Here is a 17,216-nt window from a genome sequence, read left to right as displayed (position 1 = left end):
GGGATCAGCGCTGGAAGGTCAGGTGGATGGTGCCGCTCGGCGCCGTCTCGGCGGTGACGTCGTAGCCGGCTTCCAGGCCGCGCAGGCCATCCCAGAGGTTGATGCCGCGGCCGAGGAGGATCGGCGCGATCGCGACGTGCAGGTGGTCGACGAGGCTGGCCTTGAGGAAGTCACGGACCACCGTGGCGCCGCCACCGATCCGTACGTCCTTGCCGGCCGCAGCCTCCGTCGCGCGCTCGAGCGCCTCGGCGGGACTGGCGGTCAGGAAGTGGAAGGTGGTGCTGCCGGCCATCTCGAGCGACGGCCGGGAGGTGTGGGTGAGAACGAACACGGGAGTGTGGAAGGGCGGTTCGTCGCCCCACCAACCGCGCCAGTCCGGGTCGTCGGGGAAGTTGTGCAGCCCGAACATGCCGGCGCCCATGATCTCGGCCCCGACCTCGGCGAAGTACGCCTGGGCGTACCGGTCGTCCACGCCGGTCGTCCCCTCGCCGCTGGCGTCGTGCAGCACCCGGGCACGGAAGGTGCGGGTGGCGGCGTACGCCCCGGTCAGGCGCGGCCAGTCCGCCCCGAACGGATCGTCGGGCGTCTGGTCGGTGGTGGTCATGTAGCCGTCCAGTGAGATGTTCAGGTCGACCCGTACGGACATCGTCGTCTCCCAGCAGTTTTGTGATGACCCTCACTCTACGAGGGTCACCACACAGTCTGAAGCGTGGCGTTCGTGAGGCGTTGGGGCACCCGGTTCAGCCCTCCAGACGACGGTTGATCTTGTCGACCTGACGTTGGAGGGAGAGCACCTCGCGGAGGACGTCTGCGAGTCCGGGCCCCTCCTCGAGGCTTGTCGGGCCCACCGGGCCCACCGGCCCGACCCCACCGGGAAGTGAGCCACCATCCGGGACGTCCTCAAGCAGATCGAAGCCCCACTTCCGGACGATCTCGACCAGAGTGTCGGGATGGGTCGCCAGGTCCAGGGTCGGTCCGTGGGTCTTGATCACCTGTTGGATGACTTGGTTTTCCTTTTTCGAGATGGCCATGTCAGTTTCTTTCTTCCGATGGGACTCGTTCTCGTGACAACTCGCGCACCCAGGTCGAGAGGATGGTTTTCACCCGCCGCGCGGGGCACGCGACGTGTCTCATCCTGGGATCGAGCGAGCCGTCGGGGAGGAGGTCGGGCCACGCGAGCAGCCGGCCGGTGACCGGCTGGAACCGCTGTTTCAGGGCCGGAAAGTAGGTGCTTCCCCCGGACGGGGAATCGCTGAGGTAGATCAGCACCGAGATGATGCGTTCGCCCCACGGGTCACCCCCGAAGAATCCGCTGTCATGGTGCTCTTCGAATCGTTCCCCGGCCCGATACCGCGCGACCTGCCAGGGCTCGAAGTGATCGACGGGCACGTCGAAATCCGAAGCCAGCCGCTGCTCGATGGCACGAAGGAGCTCGCAGGAATCCTCGCCCAGCCACGTCTCGTCCGTCGTCGAACTGGTGCGGCCGATCGAGTGCGTGGAGACCAGACGGTTCTGCCGATCACGATGGACGACCGGGCTGTCCCACCAATAGGTATGGCGGAGATCGTCGCTGATCCGGGCACATTCGTCGGCGTCGAGGAAGTCCTCGACGCAGGTCACGGTGCTGCTGCGTAAGGTGACCGGGGCCGCGTTCACGGGTCTGCCACCAGGGAAATATTGGCATGGGATTCGAACTCGGCAATGGCGGCGGGGGAAATGTCACGCATTCCGGTGTAGATAGTGCGGAGTGTCCGGAGGGAACGGGCGTGGCGCTCGATGTAGCCCTCATGATCAGCCCAGTGGGTCACCCGGCTGCTCCGGTCATAGGCATGCCAGCCGACCACCCGGTGCGGATGGAACAGCCGGTACCCCGCGGTGAACGCCCGCACACTGGTAAGCACCTCGTCGCCGAAGAAATACACGGCGGGATCGAACGGCACCTCCCGATTGAAGGATCCATCGGTGAGGATGAAATGGAGCGAGGCGAAGTCGGCAGGCACCGGCGCGCTGAGCGTCTCGACGTCGCGAATGGCCCAGCTGTTCAGACGGGTGAGCACCCCTCGGTCCCGCGCGTACGGATAGAGGCGGCGCGGCCCGCTGGATCGGAGGAGACCGCTGCGAGGGTCGTACGCCGGCAGGTAGCCGGTCAGCAGCGGCTTCGCGGTCCCGGTGGCGCGGAGCCGCTCCAGCATGGTCAGGGCCAGGTCGTCCCAGCCGGGCACGAACCGGTGGTGGGAGTCGAGCAGCAGGGTGTAGCGCTCCCCCTGCCAGCCCTCCTGCAGCCTGCGCCGGGCCCAGTTGCACCCTTCACTGACGGCAGCGGGGACCTCGTCGATCTCCAGCCCCGGCAGGGCGCGGATGTCGTCCGGCAGGACCTCGTCCTCCGCCCGCTGCCACATGATCCGCACGCGCAGCCGTGACGGCCGGTTCACCTCGGCATACAGCGCGCGCAGCGTCGGGGCGAGCTCGAGGTCGCGGTAGGCAGGGATCTGGACGTAGAGATCCGGGTCCGGGCCGCCGCGACTGACGTAGCGGTCGCGGCCGGGGTGAGGGGCGATGGCGGGGTCACGGTCGGTGGCTGGCATGGCAGGCGGGTCACCGGCCGAGGTCGCGCACCCGGGTCCGGGACCGGGCCCTGAGCACGGCGTCCTCCGCGTCGGTCATCTCCGACACCAGGCGCTGCACACTCTCCTTGTTGCCGGTCGTCACCGAGCCGATGGCGAACTTGCGTACGCCCACCTCGTGGTCCTGGAGCAGCGGGGTCAGGACCCGGTCGGAGACCTCGGGCGGCAGCAGGCTCGCGCTGACGGCGACGGCGACGCGCACTTCGTCCCTTGTGCTGGCGCCGGCCCTCTCGACCGCGGCAAGGGCCTCCGGCGTACCGATCCTGATCAGGGCGTACACCGCTCGCGAGGCCAGCCAGGCCTCCTCGTCATCGAGCAGCTCGACGAGAACGGGGACCTCGTCCGGGCCGAGATCGGCGTACATCTGGGTATCGCTCTCGATGACGCTGAGTCGCGACCGGACCTCCTGCATGCTCATGGCCATCTCGTTCTCCTCTCAGAAGGCCCGGGTGAGGGTGGAGTCCACCATCGTGGCGACCTCGGTCTGGACGATGTCCGGAGGCGTGTCGGTCCACCCCACGGTGGGGAACATCAGGAACTGGCTGTTCGTCGCGGGCGGGTTGCCCCAATGCAGCAGGCCCAGCACATGCCCCACCTCGTGGGCGACGAGCCAGCGGGCATTCGCCTGCACCACCGCGCACCCGGGCTGGTTGTTCGGGTGCGTGGCGCAGCCCAGCAGGTTCGTCGCCCCGGTGCCGTTGGTCAGGGTCCGGACGACGTACACGACGACATCGTTCGCGCCCACGCCGTTCCTCCTCGCGAACAGCGTGTTGTGCTCGGTCGTCGGGGATCCCAGGATGCACGGGCCCACGTCGAGGTCCACCACGCCCGCCAGCGAGGCGTCGCCGCTCAGGTCCTCGGTCGTCGCGCGGTAGGTGGCGACTCCGTAGTCGGCGAACAGGTCCTCCATCGCCTTGTACTGGGTGTCCATGAACGTGTCGATGGCTGCCGTCCGTGCGAGCAGGGTCTTGAAATGTACGACGACGTACTCGAAGGACGAGCGACGGACGCCGAAGCGGTTGTCGTCGGTCTGGAGGTTCCAACCGCCGAATCGCGTGCCGTTCGGGGCCATCACCGGTGAACTCGCCGCGCTGGTCGGCTTGAGGACGCCGAGACCCCAGGGGCTGGTCGCGATGAGCTCCGGCCGGCCGTCACCGTCGTAGTCTGCGGCCGGACCGTAACGGTTGTTCCGGGTGTCGACCACCCAGCCGCCGACCCGCGTGCCGTTGGCGGCCATCAGTGGCGAGGTGAGCGCCCCGGCGTTCCATTCGAGCGTTCCGATGCCCCAGGGACTGCTCATCAGCAGCTCGGCCCGGCCGTCACCGTCGTAGTCCGCGGCCGGACCGAATCGATTGTTCGTGGTATCGACGATCCAGCCCCCCAACCGCGTCCCGTTCGCAGCCATCGTCAGGGCTGTCAGGCTCCCGCCGGACAGCTTGAGGATCCCGATGCCCCAGGGGCTGGTGACGAGGAGTTCGGCCCGTCCGTCACCGTCGACGTCAGCGGCGAGCCGGAAGAAGTTGTCGCGGGTGTTCAGCAGCCAACCGCCGAACCGCGTCCCGTTCGGCGCCATCATGAGCGGCCGGAGGGTGTTGCCCTGCAGCTGGAGGATCCCCACACCCCACGGGCTGGAGACGAAGACCTCGACCCGGCCGTCGCCGTCGAAGTCACCGACCGGCCCGAAGCGGTTGTCACCGGTCTGCAGGTTCCAGCCACCGAAACGGGTCCCGTTCGGTGCCATCATCGGCGCGGTGAGCGATGACCCGGCGAGCTTCAGGACGCCCAGCCCCCACGGGCTCGAGATCAGCAGTTCGGCCCGGCCATCACCATCGAAGTCAGCGGCCTTCTCGAAACGGTTGTCGCCCGACTGGAAGTTCCAGCTGCCGAACCGGGTGCCGTTCGGCGCCATCACCAGGGGGGCCAGTGAGTTGCCCCGCTGCTCCAGGACTCCCACGCCCCAAGGGCTCGAGATCACCATCTCGGCCCGGCCATCACCATCGAAATCGGCCACGGGTCCGAACCGGTTGTCACCGGTCTGCAGATTCCAGCCGCCGAACCGGGTCCCGTTCGGCGCCATCACCGGTGCCGTGAACGTGTTGCCCGAGAGTTCCAACAAAGCCATTCCCCATGGGCTGGAAACCAACAACTCGTCCCGCCCGTTGCCGTCGAAATCGTTGTTGCGCGACATGTGAACGCTCACTTTCCCGAGAACTCGAGAGTCGCCTACTTGCGTCAAGAGTGACATAGGTCACACTAGAGGGCAAGGGGGTACATTCTCGATTCGAAGGAGGGCGTCAGCCCGACGCCGCGCGGCCGCGCCGGTAGCGCTCGTAGATCACCCGCGCGTCGAACGTCCTGGTCTCGACCAGGAGCAGCGGTAGCGCTGTGGTGACCGGCGGCAGGAAGGGCGTACCGTCACCGACGATGATCGGATACCGGAAGATACGCAGCTCGTCGACAAGGTCGAGCTCTATCGCCTGCGTGGCCAGGCCGGCGCCGCCGATCTCGACGTGTTTGTCGGTGGCGGCGAGCGCCGCGGCGATCTCCTCGGCCACCGACCCCCGGGCGAGCCGGGCGTTGCCCTGGACGCTGTCGAGCGTACGGCTGAAGACGACCTTCGGGAGGGCGCTCCAGACGTCGGCGAAGGCGGCCCCGAGGTCGGTGTCGCGCAGCGCCGGATCCGTCTCCCACACCAGCATGGTCTGGTAGAGCCTGCGGCCGCACAGGTAGCCGCCGAGCTGGCTCACCCGCGCGAGGTGGAAACCGAACAGCTCGTCACTCGGGGCGCCCCACTCGAACCCGCCCTCGCGGTCGTTGATGAAGCCATCCACCGAGACGCCCATCGAGTAGATCAGCATGACGGCACGCTCGCGGCACTGGAGGAACGGACAACCGTGATCGCGATGACGTTCACCGATGGGCTCGACATCAGGCTCTCCTTCCCCCAGAGGCTGTCCCGTCACCGTCCGATGACCGACCCGGGGCCGCGTCGTCATCGACGCCCGCGGCCTGCATCAGCGCACGACCTTGAAGTCGAACCGGGTCGTCCCGAGGGTGCTCGCGAGGCTGAGCCAGACCGGGAGCATCATCTCCGGGCCCCGGGCCGTCTCGATGCCACCGAGGTCGATCACGTCATCGTGGCCGAAGGCGGTCAGCAGGGCCACGACGGTGGCCTTGGCCTCGGCGTCGTCACCGGACACGAACACCGTCACGGACGCGCCGAGCAACCTCGGGTCGACCATCAGATCCGCGGTGATGGTGTTGAGCGTCTTGACGACCCGGGCCTGCGGGAAGGCGCGCTGGATGGTCTCGCCGAGCGAGTCGGTGTCCTTGACGAACAGGGTGGGCGGGTAGCCGTGCGTGAAGTCCAGCGGGTTGGAGACGTCGAGGAGCACCTTGCCGGCCAGGTTGGCGGCACCGGCGAGGGTGAGGACGTCCAGGGTCGCGGCGCCGTTGGAGGCGTTCACCACCAGGTCGGCACCGGCTGCCGCGTCGGCGAAGCTGGCGAGGGCGATGTCGGGGTGCGCCGCCTGCCAGGCGCTGAAGGGCGGTGTGCCCATGCTGTCGGGCGCGGTCCGGGCGAGTGTCGCCGCGGGGTCGCGGGTGCCGACGACGACGGTGTGGCCCAGCTCGTGCAGGCCAGCCGCGAGAGCCCGGCCGACCCTGCCGGTGCCGAGTACCGCGATGTCCATGGTGAACCTCCTCGAGGCGGGGACCACGTGTGACCAGGGTCTCACTGGATGGTGTGGACGGTAGCAGAGAAGGCGCGCATCGTCGCGGGAGTCGCCGATGTCGGGTCATTCGGGTCGCGTAACGGGGTGCCCAGAGGCAGGACGGCGCCTACTCTCGGACCAGGTCGGAGACGACTGGGGTCGCGACCCTCGCCGTCGCGTACGAACCGGTCACGACGCACCAGGCGAGCGCGCCCGTGGTCGATGTCCGCGAGCCGTCCGAGTACTCAGGGGAAGTAGGGGAGCATGGCGACGTCGGCGTGGGGGGTCGGGGGCCGTCCCGAGCTGCTTGACCGGGAAGACCTGGCCGACCAGGCAGAGACATGGCTGCGTCAGCAGACGCAGCCACAAGAACCGGTCATCTGGCGTCCCGAGGACGGCGATGACACCTTCGTCCACGACATCGGCCAACTGTCCACGCTACTCAGGGCGTTGCAGGAACCGGGAGACTGGGGCGTCCTCTCCCGGGCAGGCAAGCAGCCTTGGGCGCAGTCCATGCGCGTCCAGGGAGGGTGGATCGTCGAGGTCGACGGCGGGACAGGGCCGGAGTCGTTCGCCCGAAGGGTCCAGCGGATCGGCGGCGCTATGACCGACGTCCAGCGATGCTGTGCCGACGTGGTAGGACGGGGCACGAACTATTTCGGGGATGAGATGATCGTCTCGCCCGTCGACGCGGCGCAGGTGCTGTGGGCATGGATCTGCGGAGGCCTGCCTGCCGGGTACACCCTGCGCCAACTCGTGGAGGGCATCGACTGAGGTGCCACCGAGCAGCTGACCCGGCGGCACGTCAGTCGGGTGTGCTTCGGACTGCCAGCGAAACACGTGCTGGTCGAGGCCGAGGTTTCGTCGGTGGCCATCACGCCGCACGGCGGCGCCTATCCTCGGATCATGCCGAAGACGACCGATATCGCCACCTTCGCCGAGGCGTACGCCGCGGGCGTGCCCGTGGTGGACGTCCGTGAACCGTACGAGTATGAGGCCGGCCACCTGCCCGGGGCGCGGCTGATCCCGCTCGGAGAGGTGGTCGCTCGCGCCGGCGAACTCGACCAGGACGCCACCACGTACGTGATCTGCCAAGCGGGTGGGCGCTCCCTGCGTGCGGTCGAGGCGCTCGACGCGGCCGGATACGACGTGGTCAACGTCGAGGGCGGCATGAGCGCGTGGACCGCCCAGGGCCGGCCGGTCGAGCTGGGACCGGAGCAGCCGCAGGGCTGAGCGACTCCAGCTTCCTCGGACTCACGCCTGATCAGCCGAGTGATTCAGGCGCGAGGTTCGTGCATCGAGCAGGCGGGAGCATGGATCTCGTCGCTCAATGCAAAGGGCCAATGATCTGTGGCAGCCCCCGGCCCGTTCGCCGGCTCATGTCACGTGGCAGCGGGATCGTCCACAGGTCGGGGTCCGGGCGGGGCTGAGCCCACAGTCCCGCACAGCTCCAGGATCTCGGTGCCGAGCGCGAAGAGCGCGGTCAGAGGCTCCTTGCGACGGGCGGCGGTCCAGGCGCCCTTGACCTTGGGGAAGACAACCAATTCGAGGGCACCGGGGGACCGATCGAACCGGCGTTGCGTGGAGACGATCACCCGACAGTCCCTGCGCTCGACGAAGCGGCGGACCGAGGCGATCAGGGACGTCCAATAAGCGTCCTCACTGCTGGCCCCGGCGCTGGGCGACCGCTTGCGCCGCGGCTCGATGACCAGACCCAGGGAAGCGGACGCCATCACGTCCTCGGGCATCCGCCGGTCCCCGGTGAGCCGGTTGGCCTCGAGCACTCCCCACACGAAGGAGATGTCCTGGAGCGGCCCGTCGATGCCGGGGTCCACGACGCCGGGGAGAGCCACGTGGGCCTTGATGCTGTGGCCCCGCCAGTCGTCGAAGACGTCGGCAAGACCCTCGGCGAGATCCCCGATCGTCAGTCGGCCCAGGTCGTCGGGCCGGAGGATCAGCACCGGCCTGTCGTCGACCGGCCGCCATTCGCCAAAGACGCGCCACTCCCCCGACTCGTCGTCGATCTCGACAGCTGCCATCTCTCACCTTCCTGGTGACTGGGGCCGCTGGGCAGCCCGTCGAAAGGCACTCTTCAGGTACGTCCATCCTGCCGCCCCACACTCTGGCACACCCGATGGGCGTCGATGCCGAGCGCAGGTCCAGGTGACCTCACCCACCCCACGTGTCACCGCGGCGACCCGAACGCCGATGTCACGGCGAGAGGACGGTCGTCGCCCGCTGGGACGCAGTGGCAGTCTTACCGACTCCCTTCGCCCCTTCCAGGGCGATCGCGGCCAGGTAAGGGAAGACGCCGTCCAGGATGTCGTCGATGATCCGGCGGCGATACGGCATGCCTCAAACCAGCAATCTTGACGGAGTCCTGTTTAACATCCTGACGGACGTCTGTTGCACATCCTGCCGTCACCCCACGCGGCATGCCGGCGGGGACAGATCGACGGCCCTCACGGACACCGATACCTACGGCAGCGGGGCGCGGCAAAGCGATCCAACGCGGCCATCACCCCCGGGACGGCCCACTACCCGTGCGGTCATCAGTGACGGCAGGAATGACCTCCACCACGTACGCGTCATGGTCGGAGAGCCACCGATCCCCGACTGCGACGCTGGCCTGTTCCACCGACAGCACCCGCCATGATCCCGGAACCGCGATGTGGTCGATGCTGCACAGCCCATCCCGCTGATGGGCCAGCTCGGCCGTCGGCACCTGCAGGCCCAGCTCCTCGAGCGTGTGCTGGACGGCCGCGCGGCCAGCCAGGCTGCCAGCCCGTTCCCGGCCCACCAGCGCATGGTTCCAGTCCCCTCCCCACACCCCGTCGGAAGACAGGCCCGGACGCAGGCGCTCGAGCGTACGCCGGGTCCTGTCGGCATGGCCCCCATTCCCCCACGGCTCACCGGCCCCGCAACCGGTCCACGGCAGGATCGACGAGCAGAACACCCGCCCGTCGATCCGTGCGGCAGCGCTGGCCGGATGCGGCTCCGGCAGCGGTTCCAGCGGTCGCCGGGAGAAGACGCCGGCCCAGTGCTGACCCCGAGCCATCACCCCGGCGGTCAATACCTTGGTGTAGCCCGGGATCTCCAGCCTGGGTGAGATCTCGGTCAACAGCAGGACGTCGCATCCCAACTGAAGCGCCAGCTCCACATGAGCCGGCTGGTGCCGGGCATCAAGGTTCCAGGTGCCGATGCGCACAGAGTCCCGCCCGGAGTCGGTCCGGTGGGCCAGTAGGCGACCAGCCTCGTGGGTCTGCGCCAGCAGGTCCGGCGGGGCATCCGCGCTGGCACGGGTCACGGCGATGGAGGCACTCGAGAGAGTGTCCGGCGCCCCCGCGCGCGGCCCTGGTGAGGATGTCGCGGAGTGAGGATGTCGCGGACCTCGGCCTCGATGAAGCGCGTGCTCCTCGGCTCGGGCAGCGAGTTGCTTCTGCACGCTGCGCCGGGCTATCCGGCGGCCCTGCGGACCAGCTCGCGCAGCCGCCGCTCCACCGCGTCGGTCATCTCGATGACCGCGTAGGCGACCGGCCACATGTCGCCGTCATCGAGCGCGGCATGCTCCTCGAAACCGACCGTGCCGTAACGCGCGTCGAACTTGGAGGACGGCTGGTAGAACACGATGTTCTTGCCGTCCTTCGCGTACGTCGGGAACCCGTACCAAGTCTTCGGATCCAGCTGCGGCGCCTCCTCGGAGACGATCACATGCAGGCGCTCGGCGACCACCCGGTCCGTGCCCTCGAGTACGGCGATCGCGGCGAGGCAGGCGTCCAGCTCCTTCGCCTTCTTCGCCGCGCCCTTGACGCCCTTCATCGCCCTAAGCTCGTCGGCTCGCTGCTGCATCGCCTGCCGCTCCGCGTCGCTGAATCCGATCTTCGTGTCCGTCATCTCAGGTCTCCTTAGTGATCAGTGCCGGCTGCACATCGCGAATGCCGCACGTGCTCCGCGGTCATGTGGGCCACCGTGGGCCACTGGGGCTGCCGGCGGTTCAGGTGGATCGCGGTGTCCACACTCACGACGGTACGGGCGGCGATCCGCCGGTGCTTCTCGAATCCTGACGAGTACCGGTGGGAACATATGACGATCAGGGTCGGCCATGCACGCGGAGTTCGGATGTGGCCGTCGACGCTGGCCTCAGCCCCGACGGCCGACGATGAAGCCAGACGTGACGCCTCGTCCCGAGCATGGCCCACCGTTCGCTTCGCCCAAACAGGGACACTGTTGGTATGTCGCTCACACCAGGAACCCACGCACTCACCCAGGACGACGGCGAACTCATCCTCCTCACCACCGTCGAGGGCAGGGCGGCCCGCCTGGGCCACGCCCTCGCCCTCAGGATCGACCGCTGGACCGCCTCCCTCACCGTCGGCCAGGAGCCGAGCGCGACCGCGCTCGAGGTCAGCGCCGACCTGCGCTCACTGACGCTGAAGGGCAGCCGCGACGCCGGCAAGTCGGTGGCCGAGAAGGACGCCCGCGAGATCCTCGCCAACGCGCAGAAGACCCTCCAGGTGCAGCAGTACCCCGAGTTCCGCTTCGTCTCGACGGCGGCCACGGGCACCTGGGAGGCTGTGACGCTCGAAGGGAACCTCACCCTGCACGGCCAGACCCGCCCACAGGTCCTGCAGGTGGCACTCACCGAGTCGGGCTACCGGCTGACCGGTCAGGTCACCCAGTCGGACTTCGGGATCAAGCCCTACAGCTTCATGATGGGCGCCCTCAAGGTCGGGGACCGGGTCGACGTGGAGGTGACCGTACGACTCTGAGCGGGAGCGGTCACGACACAGCGAACGATCATGGCGGTCTGATCCTGCAGTGCCCCGCAGGCGTCCACCGGATCCACGTGTTCTCAACAGGCCGCGGCACCGAGAGTGTCGCCCGCGGCTTTCGCCAGAAGATCCGAAATTGCCAGCACAGCCCAGCCGCCATAGAGATCCTGGGACGCATCGAGCGATCCCTGGGCAATGCCGAACGCTGGATCATCGCTTCCGAGACACAACTGACCTGGGCCAACGCCGAACGCCGCATGGCTCGCATCCTCGAGACCATCGGAGAGGCCGAAGACATGCTGGCCGAGGCCGAAGACGAGTTTGACCTTCTCGATGGCCAGGTCAGCCGGCTCGAAGGCGAGCTTGGACGGCTCCTTCCCACGACGCCGCGTCCCACCCCTGAAGAGTTGGCCGATCGCGCTGACGGGGAACTGCGCGGCGCCAACCTCACCTTCCGCGAGGCCCCGAATAGCGCGCCGCAGCTCGTTGACCTACGAGCCCGGCACGCGGCCCTATCCGAACGCCTGAGCCTCCTACGCGTGCGCATAACGGCTTGACCACACTTCGGCACCCGCTGTTCCGATTGGGCACGCGGGTGCGTACAGTTGGCAACTGCCAACCATTGATCATGACAGGGAACTCGAGGAGGTAGTAGATGATCGTGGACGTCGAGCTTCGCGTGACGGGAGTCGATCTGGACGACGAGGCAACCGGCGAGATCCTCGCCGAACGGTTCCCCGAGCTGCTGTGGGCGGAGAACGCGGGGCTGACTACCGTTACAACCTTCCTGGAGCGCGCTGCCATGGTGCCAGGTGTCGTCGAGTTGGCGCGCGAACTCGAAGTTGCACTCCCGGGCGAGGTGAAGGTCGCGGGTGTCTTCCGCGACCTCGTGTCCACCACAGCGATCGCGCACCGGACCGGTCGGAGCCGCGAGGGTGCGCGCAAATGGACCCTGCAGTCAGGTTTCCCCGTCCCTCAGGAGGTCCTCGATCCGGGGTCGGTGAAGCTGTGGTTGTGGACTGAGATCGTGGCCTGGCTGCGCGACACGCGCAGCATCGACCTGGGCGAGACTCTGCCGACGCCCGAGGAGATGGTGCAGATCGACAACTGTCTGATGCGCAACCCGGATGCGACGACCCTGCGGTGGGAGCAGACATCCACGCAGGCGGCACCGCAGGAGTTCCACCCGGTTCCCCGCCCCGTCTACGCCTTCCCGCTGCACTCCACAGGAATCCGACTCACACGGGCGGAATTCCAGTCCGAGGCGGGAGTTGCTTCGCCATGCTGAGCATCCTCGAGCAATCCGGCCCGGTCTCTGCCCCGGATGTGGCCGCCATCATTGAAGCAACCCAGCCGATCGGTGTCCGAGTCGATGAAGTTCACGCCGGCCCAGTCCGCACCATCCCCACGACAATGACGGCGGGCATCGTCGAATGCCAATCTGCGTACGCCCTGCTGCCGGATGACGACGTACTGCTGGTCCGTATCGCCCATACCCTTTCGTGCCGCGAGGACGACGACGAGGTGGCCTCGATCCGCGTCGCCCACATCGTTTCGTTCAAGGTCACCGCCGACCTGGAGACATCGCGCCCGGCCATGTCGGCGTGGGTCGACACCAACGCGTACTTCTTGGCCTACCCGTACGTCCGTCAGTTCTTCACCGAGATCACCGCTGCACTCGGACTCCCGCCCGTTGTGCTCGACTACCGCCGCCGGGATGACTGGCCGACAGACGCGCCTGCTGGCGGCCAGTCATCCCCCGGAACGGCGAAACCTCAAATCCCTTAGCGCCCGATCGCCTCCTCGTCAAGGAGGTCAGGCGGCCTCGGACGGAACCACGGGTGGCCTTCGCCGACGAGGTCAGGCTGTGGTGAGCGTACGGACCTCGTCGTCGGTGAGATCGAGGTCGGCCGCCGCGCAGTTCGCCTCGAGGTGGGCCACCTTGCCGGTGCCGGGGATCGGCAGCATCACCGGCGAACGACGCAGCAGCCAGGCCAGTGCCACCTGCGACGGGGTCGCGCCCCGGTGGGCCCGGACGATGTCGTCCATCGCACCGCCCGGCTGGGCCAGCTTGCCGGCGTCCATCGGTGCCCACGGGATGAACCCGATGCCCTCGGCTTCGCAGAAGTCCAGCACGTCCTCGCTGGAGTGGTCGGCGAGGTTGTAGCGGTTCTGCACCGAGGCGATGGTGAGGCCGGCGGCCTGGGCCGCCTGGATCTCCTCGACGCTCACCTGGGAGAGCCCGACGAGGCGTACGAGGCCCTCGTCGACGAACTCCTTCATCGCGCCGAACTGCTCCTCGCGCGGCACCTTCGGGTCGATCCGGTGCAGCTGCCACAGTGGGATCTGCTCCAGGCCGAGGCGGCGCAGCGACATCTGCACGCACTGGCGCAGGTACTCCGGGCGGCCGACCTGGACCCACTGGAAGGGTCCCTGGCGGGTGTGCGCGCCCTTGGTGGCAATGGTGACCTCGCCATACCCGCTGCCGTCGTGCAGTGCTTCGAAGATCAGGTCCTCCGAGACGTACGGACCGTATGCGTCGGCAGTGTCGATGAAGTCCACGCCCAGCTCGACCGCGCGTCGCAGCACGGCGATCGCCTCGTCATGGTCGGCCGGCGGACCCCAGATTCCCGGGCCGGTGATGCGCATGGCACCGAAACCGAGCCGCGTCACCGGCAGCTCGCCGGCCAGATTGAACTTTCCCGCGTTAACAACCGTCATGTTCGGAGCCTAGCCACGAGCCCTGACAACGGAGCGCCCCAGCGCAGTCCCGACGTCACATCGGCTCCGGTCCACCGATCCATCGGCAGACCCCGGCCCAGTGTCAGAAGATGGGCGCATGGCAACAATCGCGGACCAGATTCTCGCGGCGATCCGACACTCGCCGCTGGATGACGATCAGCTCGCCCGCCAATTGGGCGTGTCCCACCGCCAGTCGATCAACCAAACCGCCCGGCGTCTCGAGATAGAAGGCAAGCTCCAGCGCTATGTCGGACCGGACGGAAAGATCGTGAATGCGCCTGCTGCTGGCATCGCGGAACGGCCTGCACCATCGAGGTCCAGCGCTACCAGCGACTTCCTGACCGAGGACGAGGTGAAGTCCGCGGTCAAGGATCTCCTCAAACGCGAAGGATTCACCGTGCACGTAGCCTGGGGACGGACCCAAGGAGTGGACGTGGACGCCCGCCATCCTGACGGACGGCGGTGGCAGATCGAAGCCAAGGGCGAAGTCGCTCCCGGCCCCCAACAGGTGAACTACTTCCTGAACGCGCTGGGCGAGTTGATCCAACGAATGGACAATCCCCACGCCTCGTACGCACTGGCCCTCCCCGACAATCGGCAGTACCGCGGTTTGGTCGATCGCCTCCCTGACTTAGCCTTCCAGAGACTGGGACTGCACGTCTTCTGGGTATCACACGACCAAGCATGGCTCGCCCGCTGAGCGAGGTCCGTCGAAGTGGCACGTCACTCGGTCAAGTCCCTTGTGGTGGTGCAGCGGCGGTTTTCCTTCGATGGTTGGTCTGGTCAGGCGCTGAGGGCGAGGGCTGGTTCGGTGGTGGTCTCCGTGTCGGCCATGCCGAGGGCGGGCGGTCGGCCGGGGGACCGCCGGGTTGCTGGTCCGCAGTGGCCTCCTTACTGAGACTCGGGGAGGACCATTTTCTCATCAGTCTCGCTGATGAGACATACCGTGGCGATCGACACCGTGCTGCAAGGCCTGGGACTGTCGCAGGAGGATTGATGACGACGGGTCGTCACCGCTTTCCCCGGGCCTTCCGTATCCCCATTCCCTTCGGAGGTTGCCATGTCCGATCTCGCTGATGCCGTGCTGCCGATGGTCCGTACGCGCGCGGACCTGCACCGCTGGAGCGCCTCCAACGCGTACGGAAGCCAGCTGCACGAGGCCGTGGCCGTGCTCCGACAGGCCGCCCAGGACGAACCCGCCGACCACGTGCTCGGGGTGACCCAACGGGCGATCGCCAGTGCGCTTCGGGTGATCTGGCGAGCCGACGACTCCAGCGGCATCATCGGCGATGCCATCAGGGACCTGCTCGATCTGCACGCCGAACTGGTCAGGGCCGTGCAACCTCCAGCAGCCAAGGTCGTGGACTGGATGATCAACTTCCAGTTCGTCCAGGAGGTCGACTACTTCACCATCGACCCAGTCGCGTACGCTCCGGCCCTCGGCGAGAAGGGGCTGGCGCGGTACCGAGCCAAGCTGGCCGGGATCGCCGACACGCTGGGCCCGGAGTTGACCGACGAGCAGGAGGCCGCGCTCTGGGCCCAACGGGCCACCGACCCGGAGCGCTGGGAGTGCCGAGTCAACGATCGATACATCCGGTTCATGCTCGGCTGGAATGCGCAACGGCTCGCGGTCTGGGACCGCGACGTACCGGCGATCATCGCCACCCACGCCCGCGACCGCAAGGTCGCCGCCTGGTTCAAGGACACTGCCGAAGCCCTCGCGGAGATCGGCGAGTTCGACCTGGCCATCGACTGGGCCCGACAGGCCGCCGAGTTCGGTCCGGGCCACCAGTCGGTCGACGCCGCCGCGTACTGGTGCTCGCTGCTGGCCGAGCACCGCCCGCAGGACGAGCTGCCCGCTCGACTGGAGGTGTTCCGACGCTGGCCGACGGCCGGCCACGCGGCCGCCGTACGCAGGACGGCCGGCGATGCCTGGCCCGACCATCGCGAGGCCATCATGGCCGGGCTGGAGAAGCGGCCCCGCGATGCCGTCGCATTCGCCCTCCATACGCTCGAAGACCCTCGGCTGGCGTGGACACTGGCGCACTCCCTCGACCTGGACGACCCCTCTCTGTGGGACCAGCTCGCCACCGCGTACGAGAAGACCGATCCGGTCGCAGCCCTCTCGGTGCACACCGTGCGGGTCGTGGCGGACCTCGAGATCGCGGACGCCAAGCGCTACCGCGCCGCGGCTCGGCGGCTGGCGAAGATGCGCACCCTTGCGCGCACAACCGGCCACCCCGTCGAGGTGGACCAGCTCATCGCCGAACTCCGCACCACCCACCGTCGCCGGCCGCGCCTGCAGCAGGAGTTCGACCGGGCTGGGCTGCCCTGACCGCGGCAGTTCTCCATCCTGTTCGGACCGCGGATGACGCCAACTCTGTCAAGTCGCCTGTGTTCTCGCCTGCTTGACCAACGTTGCCGCTGAAGGCGCCGCCAGCAGAGAACCGCTCAGCTGCGCCCGACCAAGGCGGGGTGGTGCGCGAGTCTCTCGAGTCGGTCCTCGTACTCACCGTGCGCGAGATGCTCCTGCAACAGTTCGTGCCAGGTGCCCAGATTCTCCCTGAGTTCCTTCCGGCTGCGCTGCCCTGCGCCGGAACCGCGCCGCTGCTCAGCCACGTCGTCCAGGGCCCGCAAATAGGCGTCAGCGAACTGGCCCCAGGCGTCAGCAGCCGGAAGCATGCCCGCCATCACCTGCGCGAGTGGGGTCTCCCGCTCGCTCACGGCTCCGAAGCCCCGTCGGGTCCAGCCGTAGCGCGACTCCCAACGCACCAACTGTCCGGCGGCTCGGTCGCAGAACGCGGTGTGGCCCTGCTCCCTCCGGATCGCGGCCCACAGCACCGCCGTCGCATCAGAAACCACGAACCGGGCAGCCTCCACCGGATCGTCGGAGCGGAAGTAGTCGACCGACCCCATCTCGCAGGCCAGATCGATCAACGTCGCCATCACCGAGGCCGCCGGCTCCACCTCGCGACCGGCCAGGGCGTTGGTGGTTGCGGTGACGAGGCGCTGGAAAGTGAAGCGCCACCGCGTCCGCTCCTTCGGCGAGACGCGTCGATCGCGGCCCAGATAGGCCCCACTCCGTGCGAGCGCCGCGAACTCGTTGACCTCGGCCTCCAGCGCGACGGCGGCGACCGGCGCGCTCGCGTTCGCGGACTGCGCGGCGGCCCCTGCCGGGTCGATCGAGGCCATGATCCGCTCCCGGATCGGCGCCGGTCCGCGCCAGTAGACAGTCCACAGCGCCTTCTTCAGACCGACTTCGTCCACCCCCGCCAACGCGTCGTAGAAGTCGTCCCGAGAGAGTCTGTCGCCCGCCACGGGCGGGACGCTACCAGCGTGACCACTCTTCATCCGCAACGCGACCG

General features: G+C 68.0%; 22 protein-coding genes. 8 read left to right on the top strand and 14 right to left on the bottom strand.

Annotation, left to right across the window (positions count from 1 at the left end; translation table 11 throughout):
* Positions 1–4: 4 nt before the first annotated feature.
* The 8 genes from R0145_RS03925 to R0145_RS03890 form a co-directional block, all read right to left on the bottom strand.
* Complete coding sequence (locus R0145_RS03925; RefSeq protein ID WP_317839110.1) at positions 5–646, bottom strand: dihydrofolate reductase family protein; 642 nt, start codon at positions 644–646, stop codon at positions 5–7.
* Between the two features lie 94 nt (positions 647–740).
* Positions 741–1,031: a hypothetical protein gene (locus R0145_RS03920; RefSeq protein ID WP_317839109.1), complete on the bottom strand. Its 291-nt coding sequence runs from the start codon at positions 1,029–1,031 to the stop codon at positions 741–743.
* Between the two features lies 1 nt (position 1,032).
* The gene (locus R0145_RS03915; protein WP_317839108.1) at positions 1,033–1,620 is read right to left on the bottom strand and encodes a 2OG-Fe(II) oxygenase; all 588 of its coding nucleotides are present in this window, start codon (positions 1,618–1,620) and stop codon (positions 1,033–1,035) included.
* A 32-nt stretch (positions 1,621–1,652) separates the two neighbouring features.
* Entirely contained in the window at positions 1,653–2,585 is a 933-nt protein-coding gene (locus tag R0145_RS03910; protein WP_317839107.1) for a GlcNAc-transferase family protein, read from the bottom strand.
* A gap of 10 nt (positions 2,586–2,595) precedes the next feature.
* A complete protein-coding gene (locus R0145_RS03905) occupies positions 2,596–3,048 on the bottom strand; it encodes a HEAT repeat domain-containing protein (RefSeq protein ID WP_317839106.1) in 453 nt (150 codons plus the stop codon).
* Positions 3,049–3,060: 12 nt separating this feature from the next.
* Positions 3,061–4,812: an FG-GAP-like repeat-containing protein gene (locus tag R0145_RS03900; RefSeq protein WP_317839105.1), complete on the bottom strand. Its 1,752-nt coding sequence runs from the start codon at positions 4,810–4,812 to the stop codon at positions 3,061–3,063.
* 106 nt (positions 4,813–4,918) lie between these two features.
* On the bottom strand, positions 4,919–5,482 hold the full coding sequence (locus R0145_RS03895) for a dihydrofolate reductase family protein (RefSeq protein ID WP_317839104.1): 564 nt from the start codon (positions 5,480–5,482) through the stop codon (positions 4,919–4,921).
* Between the two features lie 156 nt (positions 5,483–5,638).
* Positions 5,639–6,316, bottom strand: a complete 678-nt coding sequence (locus tag R0145_RS03890) for an NADPH-dependent F420 reductase (RefSeq protein WP_317839103.1) — start codon at positions 6,314–6,316, stop codon at positions 5,639–5,641.
* A 285-nt stretch (positions 6,317–6,601) separates the two neighbouring features.
* On the opposite strand from R0145_RS03890, the gene R0145_RS03885 reads away from it, so the two are divergent.
* A complete protein-coding gene (locus R0145_RS03885; RefSeq protein WP_317839102.1) occupies positions 6,602–7,111 on the top strand; it encodes a hypothetical protein in 510 nt (169 codons plus the stop codon).
* 132 nt (positions 7,112–7,243) lie between these two features.
* Positions 7,244–7,570 carry a rhodanese-like domain-containing protein gene (locus tag R0145_RS03880; RefSeq protein ID WP_317839101.1) on the top strand — a complete coding sequence of 109 codons (327 nt, stop codon included), beginning with the start codon at positions 7,244–7,246 and terminating at the stop codon, positions 7,568–7,570.
* A 149-nt stretch (positions 7,571–7,719) separates the two neighbouring features.
* On the opposite strand, the gene R0145_RS03875 is transcribed toward R0145_RS03880, so the two are convergent.
* From R0145_RS03875 to R0145_RS03860, 4 genes are all read right to left on the bottom strand, one after another.
* Positions 7,720–8,376 (bottom strand): hypothetical protein, encoded by a 657-nt coding sequence (locus tag R0145_RS03875; protein WP_317839100.1) that lies wholly within the window; start codon positions 8,374–8,376, stop codon positions 7,720–7,722.
* 172 nt (positions 8,377–8,548) lie between these two features.
* The gene (locus tag R0145_RS03870; protein WP_317839099.1) at positions 8,549–8,689 is read right to left on the bottom strand and encodes a hypothetical protein; all 141 of its coding nucleotides are present in this window, start codon (positions 8,687–8,689) and stop codon (positions 8,549–8,551) included.
* A 166-nt stretch (positions 8,690–8,855) separates the two neighbouring features.
* The gene (locus R0145_RS03865; RefSeq protein ID WP_317839098.1) at positions 8,856–9,644 is read right to left on the bottom strand and encodes a hypothetical protein; all 789 of its coding nucleotides are present in this window, start codon (positions 9,642–9,644) and stop codon (positions 8,856–8,858) included.
* A 149-nt stretch (positions 9,645–9,793) separates the two neighbouring features.
* Entirely contained in the window at positions 9,794–10,231 is a 438-nt protein-coding gene (locus R0145_RS03860; RefSeq protein ID WP_317839097.1) for a hypothetical protein, read from the bottom strand.
* 338 nt (positions 10,232–10,569) lie between these two features.
* On the opposite strand from R0145_RS03860, the gene R0145_RS03855 reads away from it, so the two are divergent.
* The 4 genes from R0145_RS03855 (at position 10,570) to R0145_RS03840 (ending at position 12,897) form a co-directional block, all read left to right on the top strand.
* The gene (locus R0145_RS03855) at positions 10,570–11,106 is read left to right on the top strand and encodes a YceI family protein (protein WP_317839096.1); all 537 of its coding nucleotides are present in this window, start codon (positions 10,570–10,572) and stop codon (positions 11,104–11,106) included.
* Positions 11,107–11,183: 77 nt separating this feature from the next.
* Positions 11,184–11,666, top strand: a complete 483-nt coding sequence (locus R0145_RS03850) for a hypothetical protein (protein ID WP_317839095.1) — start codon at positions 11,184–11,186, stop codon at positions 11,664–11,666.
* A gap of 98 nt (positions 11,667–11,764) precedes the next feature.
* Positions 11,765–12,397 carry a hypothetical protein gene (locus R0145_RS03845; RefSeq protein WP_317839094.1) on the top strand — a complete coding sequence of 211 codons (633 nt, stop codon included), beginning with the start codon at positions 11,765–11,767 and terminating at the stop codon, positions 12,395–12,397.
* Complete coding sequence (locus tag R0145_RS03840; RefSeq protein WP_317839093.1) at positions 12,391–12,897, top strand: hypothetical protein; 507 nt, start codon at positions 12,391–12,393, stop codon at positions 12,895–12,897. The genes R0145_RS03845 and R0145_RS03840 overlap by 7 nt, the downstream gene beginning before the upstream one ends.
* Positions 12,898–12,969: 72 nt before the next feature.
* Here R0145_RS03840 and R0145_RS03835 read toward each other — a convergent pair whose 3' ends face one another.
* Positions 12,970–13,830, bottom strand: a complete 861-nt coding sequence (locus R0145_RS03835; protein WP_317839092.1) for an aldo/keto reductase — start codon at positions 13,828–13,830, stop codon at positions 12,970–12,972.
* A 118-nt stretch (positions 13,831–13,948) separates the two neighbouring features.
* Here R0145_RS03835 and R0145_RS03830 point away from each other — a divergent pair, with 118 nt between their 5' ends.
* Both R0145_RS03830 and R0145_RS03825 read left to right on the top strand, forming a co-directional pair.
* Positions 13,949–14,551, top strand: coding sequence for a MarR family transcriptional regulator (locus tag R0145_RS03830; protein ID WP_317839091.1), 603 nt, complete (start codon positions 13,949–13,951; stop codon positions 14,549–14,551).
* A gap of 360 nt (positions 14,552–14,911) precedes the next feature.
* Positions 14,912–16,186 (top strand): DUF6880 family protein, encoded by a 1,275-nt coding sequence (locus tag R0145_RS03825; protein WP_317839090.1) that lies wholly within the window; start codon positions 14,912–14,914, stop codon positions 16,184–16,186.
* Positions 16,187–16,302: 116 nt separating this feature from the next.
* Here the strand turns inward: R0145_RS03825 and R0145_RS03820 are convergent, their stop codons facing one another.
* The gene (locus tag R0145_RS03820; RefSeq protein ID WP_317839089.1) at positions 16,303–17,169 is read right to left on the bottom strand and encodes a hypothetical protein; all 867 of its coding nucleotides are present in this window, start codon (positions 17,167–17,169) and stop codon (positions 16,303–16,305) included.
* Positions 17,170–17,216 lie beyond the last annotated feature (47 nt).

It is taken from the genome of Raineyella sp. W15-4 (assembly GCF_033170155.1).
Lineage (GTDB): Bacteria > Actinomycetota > Actinomycetes > Propionibacteriales > Propionibacteriaceae > Raineyella.
Note: the sequence above shows the minus strand (reverse complement) of the source record. Positions and strands in the feature narration are given on the sequence as shown.

Coding starts and splice junctions, on each gene's coding strand:
- R0145_RS03905 (WP_317839106.1), bottom strand. CDS start 3,048: ATGGCCATGAGCATGCAGGAGGTCCGGTCGCGACTCAGCGTCATCGAG.
- R0145_RS03840 (WP_317839093.1), top strand. CDS start 12,391: ATGCTGAGCATCCTCGAGCAATCCGGCCCGGTCTCTGCCCCGGATGTG.
- R0145_RS03925 (WP_317839110.1), bottom strand. CDS start 646: ATGTCCGTACGGGTCGACCTGAACATCTCACTGGACGGCTACATGACC.
- R0145_RS03875 (WP_317839100.1), bottom strand. CDS start 8,376: ATGGCAGCTGTCGAGATCGACGACGAGTCGGGGGAGTGGCGCGTCTTT.
- R0145_RS03880 (WP_317839101.1), top strand. CDS start 7,244: ATGCCGAAGACGACCGATATCGCCACCTTCGCCGAGGCGTACGCCGCG.
- R0145_RS03920 (WP_317839109.1), bottom strand. CDS start 1,031: ATGGCCATCTCGAAAAAGGAAAACCAAGTCATCCAACAGGTGATCAAG.
- R0145_RS03870 (WP_317839099.1), bottom strand. CDS start 8,689: ATGCCGTATCGCCGCCGGATCATCGACGACATCCTGGACGGCGTCTTC.
- R0145_RS03860 (WP_317839097.1), bottom strand. CDS start 10,231: ATGACGGACACGAAGATCGGATTCAGCGACGCGGAGCGGCAGGCGATG.
- R0145_RS03885 (WP_317839102.1), top strand. CDS start 6,602: ATGGCGACGTCGGCGTGGGGGGTCGGGGGCCGTCCCGAGCTGCTTGAC.
- R0145_RS03830 (WP_317839091.1), top strand. CDS start 13,949: ATGGCAACAATCGCGGACCAGATTCTCGCGGCGATCCGACACTCGCCG.
- R0145_RS03835 (WP_317839092.1), bottom strand. CDS start 13,830: ATGACGGTTGTTAACGCGGGAAAGTTCAATCTGGCCGGCGAGCTGCCG.
- R0145_RS03910 (WP_317839107.1), bottom strand. CDS start 2,585: ATGCCAGCCACCGACCGTGACCCCGCCATCGCCCCTCACCCCGGCCGC.
- R0145_RS03855 (WP_317839096.1), top strand. CDS start 10,570: ATGTCGCTCACACCAGGAACCCACGCACTCACCCAGGACGACGGCGAA.
- R0145_RS03825 (WP_317839090.1), top strand. CDS start 14,912: ATGTCCGATCTCGCTGATGCCGTGCTGCCGATGGTCCGTACGCGCGCG.
- R0145_RS03890 (WP_317839103.1), bottom strand. CDS start 6,316: ATGGACATCGCGGTACTCGGCACCGGCAGGGTCGGCCGGGCTCTCGCG.
- R0145_RS03895 (WP_317839104.1), bottom strand. CDS start 5,482: ATGCTGATCTACTCGATGGGCGTCTCGGTGGATGGCTTCATCAACGAC.
- R0145_RS03900 (WP_317839105.1), bottom strand. CDS start 4,812: ATGTCGCGCAACAACGATTTCGACGGCAACGGGCGGGACGAGTTGTTG.
- R0145_RS03845 (WP_317839094.1), top strand. CDS start 11,765: ATGATCGTGGACGTCGAGCTTCGCGTGACGGGAGTCGATCTGGACGAC.